We start from the raw sequence: 7538 nt of genomic DNA, 5'->3' as shown, positions 1-7538 counted from the left end.
ACAGCGGGTACACTCATAGCAACCACCACCTGCGGTTGGTACCATGACTGTGGCGCCGGCGGCGTGGCCTATAGGGATGTTTTTGGCTCAGGAGACACCTACAGTACAGGCTGGGTATGGAATAAAAGTTCATCTTCGCTGGGAATGACTCTTTCCCATGAATCTGGGCATCAGATGGGGTTGCACCATGACGGCAACCCGGATCGAGAATACGAACACGGCCATGGCGACTGGGGGCCCATTATGGGCGGCCCTTTCGGCAAATCCTATGTCCAATGGAGCAAGGGGGAATATCCTGGCGCAAACAACAAAGATGAAGATGATCTGGCGATTATCCGCGATGCAATCGGTGAAATCAGTGACGAGGCTGAAGACAATCCAGGTAGCGCAATGAAATTGTCGCTGCCGGTGATAGAACAAAGGGGTGTGCTACGCCCTGAGGGGTTGGGAAAAGATATCGATGTGTACAGCTTTGATCTGCCTGCATCTGCAACAGTCAACATCAGGATTGGACCACCATTGGGGATTCTGGGAGAAAAAATGGGAACAAGCCTTTCCCTCAAGGCACAACTCATCAGTGCATCAGGCGCACTGATTACCAGCCTCGCGCCATCCAGTCCCCCATTGAGCAACATCCTGCAGGAAACCCTGCCACTTGCATCCGGCCACTACGACCTGGTGTTGGAACCCCTGTCCTACGACCCCGACTGGAATACAGGTTTTGGTGAGTATGGCAACGGAGGCTACTATTCATTCACAATAGAGAAACAGCGTGGACCGGATCTTGTGGCTACCAGCAAGACCACCGCACGACAGCTGATTTCAGCAGGGCAGGATATAAAGCTGGTTTCCACAGTTGCCAATCTGGGGGACGCCGAGGCAGCCGGCACTACACTGCGATATTTTATCGCCGAGTCCCCGAATGTTACCCAAAACAATCCTGAAGCACCGGAAACGCAGCAGGTAGCCAGCCTGGCACCTGCTGCATCTGTCGAAGTTACGCAATCACTGAGCGTTTCCCAGAACCTTTCCAACGGGCACCATTGGATAGCGAGTTGCGTTGACCCGGTGTCCGGCGAATCACAAACAGGCAACAACTGCTCCAAAGGCGTAGAAATTGTCGTGGCTACCGGAACCTGTGATAACGCTGAGCTAATCATCGATCAACAGGTCTTTTCCAGCTACCATTTTCTGAAATCACCGACTGCCATAACCCTTACCAATAGTCAGGTGATCAAGAACAGTGAGTTGTATATCGAATCCCCTGATGTGCAAATTGGGCAGGAAGGGACTTCCTTTTCAGTTGAATCCGGCAGCATATTCTCCATCACATCGGCCGTACCCGATTGTCCGTAAGCGTTTTTCAGCTGAGCAACAAGCTATGCCTATGAACGGAACGGTCAGGATTTGATTGCTGTGCTCTGAAACCCTGCTTGCGACGGACGAATACGTGCCTTGTGCATATTCTGGCCTAAGATGAACACTCATTCCAGTTCAACGTGAACACCGATTCCGGACGAACGTGAACAATCATTCTGGTTCAAGGTGAACACTTTTCGGGGTTTTCCGAAATAGCTGTTCACGTTACCCCGGAATATTTCCCAACACATTGTTTTTTATAACTGTTTGGCATCCTGCTTCCCTTTTTATGGAGGAGAAATGCCAGCCGAGAGTAGATTTTAAGACATCCAATTCCCCAAAATCGTCTCGGCCTTTGACAACCTATTCGTGCCCCAGCCGTCCTGGTCGGTGAGCACTACGCAACAACATCGCAAGCTCGTTGCTGCTCCACACTCAGCTCCCATATGACTGGACACCGCGTTCGGAGGCCTATTTTGTTTTCCCTCTGGCGCGATGCGTGCCGGGAAAACACTGCGGACGGTAGTGTCATATATGTTTCAGCAAGACCCATGGGCGGTGAAGGAATAAGGATAACTAGACCGTACAGCATTTTTCCAGCAAAGAAAAAGCCCCGACCTCTTGCGCGATCGGGGCTTTTGGAATAAATGCCTGGCAGTGTCCTACTTTCACATGGGGAAACCCCACACTATCATTGGCGATGTACCGTTTCACTTCTGAGTTCGGGATGGGATCAGGTGGTTCCAGTACTCTATTTCCGCCAGGCAAACTGGTTTGAAACACCGGACGAATCCGGTCTCTCTAAAATCGGTTTGATCTAGTTGTACAGGCCATCAAAGATGACTTTATACAGTGTTATTGCAGTCAATAACCCAAAACTTTTGGGTGTTATATGGTCAAGCCTCACGGGCAATTAGTACTGGTTAGCTTCATGCATTACTGCACTTCCACACCCAGCCTATCAACGTGGTAGTCTTCCACGGCCCTTCAGGGAACTTAAAGTTCCAGTGAGAATTAATCTTGGGAGGGGCTTCCCGCTTAGATGCTTTCAGCGGTTATCCTGTCCGAACGTAGCTACCCGGCAATGCCACTGGCGTGACAACCGGAACACCAGAGGTTCGTCCACTCCGGTCCTCTCGTACTAGGAGCAGCTTCCCTCAATTCTCAAACGCCCACGGCAGATAGGGACCGAACTGTCTCACGACGTTCTAAACCCAGCTCGCGTACCACTTTAAATGGCGAACAGCCATACCCTTGGGACCGACTTCAGCCCCAGGATGTGATGAGCCGACATCGAGGTGCCAAACACCGCCGTCGATATGAACTCTTGGGCGGTATCAGCCTGTTATCCCCGGCGTACCTTTTATCCGTTGAGCGATGGCCCTTCCACTCAGAGCCACCGGATCACTAAGACCTGCTTTCGCACCTGCTCGACATGTCCGTCTCGCAGTCAAGCACGCTTATGCCTTTGCACTAACCGTACGATGTCCGACCGTACTTAGCGTACCATTGTGCTCCTCCGTTACTCTTTGGGAGGAGACCGCCCCAGTCAAACTACCCACCACACACTGTCCCCGGCGCTGTTACGCCTGGGTTAGAACTTCAAACATACCAGGGTGGTATTTCAAGGTTGGCTCCACGATCACTGGCGTGACCGCTTCAAAGCCTCCCACCTATCCTACACAGATAGGTTCAAAGTCCAGTGTGAAGCTGTAGTAAAGGTGCACGGGGTCTTTCCGTCTAGCCGCGGGTATACGGCATCTTAACCGCAATTTCAATTTCACTGAGTCTCTGGTGGAGACAGTGTGGCCATCATTACGCCATTCGTGCAGGTCGGAACTTACCCGACAAGGAATTTCGCTACCTTAGGACCGTTATAGTTACGGCCGCCGTTTACCGGGGCTTCGATCAAGAGCTTCGCACAAGTGCTAACCCCATCAATTAACCTTCCGGCACCGGGCAGGCGTCACACCCTATACTTCCACTTTCGTGTTTGCAGAGTGCTGTGTTTTTAGTAAACAGTTGCAGCCACCTTTTCACTGCGGCCCCCAACAGCTCAGAGAGCAAGTCTCATCACCGTCAAGGGCGTACCTTCTCCCGAAGTTACGGTACAATTTTGCCTAGTTCCTTCACCAGAGTTCTCTCAAGCGCCTTAGAATTCTCATCCTGCCCACCTGTGTCGGTTTGGAGTACGGTTACTCGTAACCTGAAGCTTAGAAGATTTTCCTGGAAGCAGGGCATCAACCACTCCAGTGCCGTAGCACTGTCGCCATCACGCCTCAGCATTGACCTCCCGGATTTACCTAAGAGATCTGCCTAAACGCTTGGATACACAAAACCAACTGTGTTCTGGCCTAGCCTTCTCCGTCCCTCCGTCGCAGTTACGAGCAGTTCAGGAATATTAGCCTGATTCCCATCGACTACGCATTTCTGCCTCGCCTTAGGGGCCGACTAACCCTGCGCCGATTAGCGTTGCGCAGGAAACCTTGGGCTTTCGGCGAGGGGGCCTCTCACCCCCTTTATCGTTACTCATGTCAGCATTCGCACTTCTGATACCTCCAGCAAACCTTACGATTTGCCTTCAACGGCTTACAGAACGCTCCTCTACCATGCATATAAATATGCATCCGCAGTTTCGGTACATAGCTTAAGCCCCGTTAAATCTTCCGCGCAGGCCGACTCGACCAGTGAGCTATTACGCTTTCTTTAAAGGGTGGCTGCTTCTAAGCCAACCTCCTGGATGTCTATGCCTTCCCACATCGTTTCCCACTGAGCTATGATTTTGGGACCTTAACTGGCGGTCTGGGTTGTTTCCCTTTCCACGACGGACGTTAGCACCCGCCGTGTGTCTCCCGTGATTGCACTCTCAGGTATTCGGAGTTTGCATCGGTTTGGTAAGTCGGGATGACCCCCTAGCCGAAACAGTGCTCTACCCCCTGAGGTGAGACACGAGGCGCTACCTAAATAGCTTTCGAGGAGAACCAGCTATCTCCGGGCTTGTTTAGCCTTTCACTCCTAGCCACAGCTCATCCCCTCATTTTTCAACATAAGTGGGTTCGGGCCTCCAGTAGATGTTACTCCACCTTCACCCTGGCCATGGATAGATCGCCCGGTTTCGGGTCTACTCCCAGCGACTGTTCGCCCTATTAAGACTCGGTTTCCCTACGCCTCCCCTAAACGGTTAAGCTTGCCACTGAGAAGTAAGTCGCTGACCCATTATACAAAAGGTACGCAGTCACAGAACAAGTCTGCTCCTACTGCTTGTACGCATACGGTTTCAGGTTCTATTTCACTCCCCTCAACGGGGTTCTTTTCGCCTTTCCCTCACGGTACTGGTTCACTATCGGTCGGTAGAGAGTATTTAGCCTTGGAGGGTGGTCCCCCCATGTTCAGACAAGGTTTCTCGTGCCCCGCCCTACTCATCGCAAACTTAGTTCCACATTCGATCTTTCGTGTACGGGGCTGTCACCCTGTATCGCCGGACTTTCCAGACCGTTCCACTAGATCGAATGCTAAAGATTGCAAGGCTGTTTCCCGTTCGCTCGCCGCTACTAAGGAAATCTCGATTGATTTCTTTTCCTCCAGGTACTTAGATGTTTCAGTTCCCTGGGTTCGCCTCCTGCCCAAAAAGGACAGGATACCCCGAAGGGTGGGTTTCCCCATTCGGAAATCCCCGGATCAAAGTCTGTTTGCCGACTCCCCGAGGCTTATCGCAGGCTACTACGTCCTTCATCGCCTTCTACCGCCAAGGCATCCACCATATGCGCTTATTCACTTGACCATATAACCCCAAAACCTCTGAAGTCATATGACTAACATGATAACTGTATATAATTTCTGATAACGTCTCACGACGATATCAGCGCCTATACTTCAATTTCTTGAGAAAACCACTAAAAGTGATTTTTTTATTGAAATTGCTAGATCAAACCTAATTGTTAAAGAGCAGACTTTGTAACAAATACAAAGTAGTCAACACTACGTGTAGCGCTGGCTACTTGGTACTTGCAGAAAATGGTGGAGCCAGGGAGGATCGAACTCCCGACCTCCTGCGTGCAAGGCAGGCGCTCTCCCAGCTGAGCTATGGCCCCATGATCTGTTTTTCGCAAATCGGGCGAAGAAGACCGCGTGGCGTATAACCAATACGCGAGAGGGATTTTTCGTCCTAGTTGCGGGAAACTGGTGGGTCTGGGTGGATTTGAACCACCGACCTCACCCTTATCAGGGGTGCGCTCTAACCAACTGAGCTACAGACCCAAACGCGGTGTCTTAGGTCTGCGTTCAGACCTGCTGTCTGCAAGTTCAGGTAACTTGTGTGGGTACTCCGCCATCAAGCCGAGATGACTATCATAAAGGAGGTGATCCAGCCGCAGGTTCCCCTACGGCTACCTTGTTACGACTTCACCCCAGTCATGAATCACACCGTGGTAACCGACCTCCCGAAGGTTAGTCTAGCTACTTCTGGTGCAACCCACTCCCATGGTGTGACGGGCGGTGTGTACAAGGCCCGGGAACGTATTCACCGCGACATTCTGATTCGCGATTACTAGCGATTCCGACTTCATGGAGTCGAGTTGCAGACTCCAATCCGGACTACGACCGGTTTTCTGGGATTAGCTCCCCCTCGCGGGTTGGCAACCCTCTGTACCGGCCATTGTAGCACGTGTGTAGCCCAGCCCATAAGGGCCATGATGACTTGACGTCATCCCCACCTTCCTCCGGTTTGTCACCGGCAGTCTCCTTAGAGTTCCCGACATTACTCGCTGGCAACTAAGGACAGGGGTTGCGCTCGTTACGGGACTTAACCCAACATCTCACGACACGAGCTGACGACAGCCATGCAGCACCTGTCACTGGGTTCCCGAAGGCACAGCTTTATCTCTAAAGCCTTCCCAGGATGTCAAGGGCTGGTAAGGTTCTTCGCGTTGCATCGAATTAAACCACATGCTCCACCGCTTGTGCGGGCCCCCGTCAATTCCTTTGAGTTTTAATCTTGCGACCGTACTCCCCAGGCGGTCAACTTACCGCGTTAGCTGCGCCACTAAGCCCTTAAATGAGCCCAACGGCTAGTTGACATCGTTTACGGCGTGGACTACCAGGGTATCTAATCCTGTTTGCTACCCACGCTTTCGCACCTCAGCGTCAGTATTGGTCCAGGAAGTCGCCTTCGCCACTGGTGTTCCTCCGGATATCTACGCATTTCACCGCTACACCCGGAATTCCACTTCCCTCTACCATACTCTAGTTCAGCAGTATCAAATGCAGTTCCCAGGTTGAGCCCGGGGCTTTCACATCTGACTGACTAAACCGCCTACGCGCGCTTTACGCCCAGTAATTCCGATTAACGCTTGCACCCTCCGTATTACCGCGGCTGCTGGCACGGAGTTAGCCGGTGCTTCTTCTGTGGGTAACGTCAAGACTCAAGGGTATTAACCTTAAGCTTTTCTTCCCCACTGAAAGTGCTTTACAACCCGCAGGCCTTCTTCACACACGCGGTATTGCTGGATCAAGCTTTCGCTCATTGTCCAATATTCCCCACTGCTGCCTCCCGTAGGAGCCTGGGCCGTGTCTCAGTCCCAGTGTGGCTGATCGTCCTCTCAGACCAGCTACGGATCGTCGCCTTGGTGAGCCATTACCTCACCAACTAGCTAATCCGACGCAGGCTCATCTAATAGTGATAGCTTTCAAGAAGAGGCCATCTTTCCCCCGTAGGGCGTATGCGGTATTAATCCGGATTTCTCCGGGCTATCCCCCACTACTAGGCAGATTCCTACGCGTTACTCACCCGTCCGCCACTCTACTCAAGATCCGAAGATCTCTTTCGCGTTCGACTTGCATGTGTTAAGCATACCGCCAGCGTTCAATCTGAGCCAGGATCAAACTCTTCAGTTTAAAGTTTGAACTGTCCCTTTTAGGAGGGACAAAATCCTTGCTCGACTACACGTCATATAAAAATTTGGAATTGAATATGATGCTTCGTCGATATTTATTGGCCATCAAGACCTGACGACGGAGCACCCACACAAATTACCTGATCTACTTTTTAAAGAGCTGCTGAAGTTTCCCTCAGCGAAGACCGCGAATTTTAGCGGCCTTCCCGATCACCTGTCAACATATAAAATATGTTTGTTTGCGATCATCGCAACATCTTGTGTTGCGAGGCGGCGTATTATACGGCG

The 7538-nt window shown here is 51.6% G+C and carries 1 protein-coding gene, 2 tRNA genes and 3 rRNA genes; 1 reads left to right on the top strand and 5 read right to left on the bottom strand.

Annotated features, from left to right (window positions below):
- On the top strand, window positions 1-1356 hold a 1356-nt coding region (locus ACOCD2_RS05290; protein ID WP_419583520.1), incomplete at its 5' end, for a CARDB domain-containing protein.
- Between the two features lie 652 nt (window positions 1357-2008).
- Here ACOCD2_RS05290 and rrf read toward each other — a convergent pair.
- The 5 genes from rrf to ACOCD2_RS05265 form a co-directional block, all read right to left on the bottom strand.
- Window positions 2009-2124 (bottom strand): 5S ribosomal RNA (gene rrf, locus ACOCD2_RS05285).
- A 127-nt stretch (window positions 2125-2251) separates the two neighbouring features.
- Window positions 2252-5140: ribosomal RNA gene (locus tag ACOCD2_RS05280) — 23S ribosomal RNA — on the bottom strand.
- 234 nt (window positions 5141-5374) lie between these two features.
- A tRNA-Ala gene (locus ACOCD2_RS05275) sits at window positions 5375-5450 on the bottom strand.
- A gap of 89 nt (window positions 5451-5539) precedes the next feature.
- Window positions 5540-5616 (bottom strand) — tRNA-Ile (locus tag ACOCD2_RS05270).
- 94 nt (window positions 5617-5710) lie between these two features.
- Window positions 5711-7251, bottom strand: a 16S ribosomal RNA gene (locus ACOCD2_RS05265).
- The 16S, 23S and 5S rRNA genes sit together here with 2 tRNA genes alongside, the layout of an rRNA operon.
- Window positions 7252-7538 lie beyond the last annotated feature (287 nt).

The organism is Thiolapillus sp., from assembly GCF_048562965.1.
Lineage (GTDB): Bacteria > Pseudomonadota > Gammaproteobacteria > Chromatiales > Chromatiaceae > Thiolapillus > Thiolapillus brandeum_A.
The sequence above is the reverse complement of the archived record's forward strand: the minus strand, read 5'-3'. Positions and strand labels throughout refer to the sequence as shown.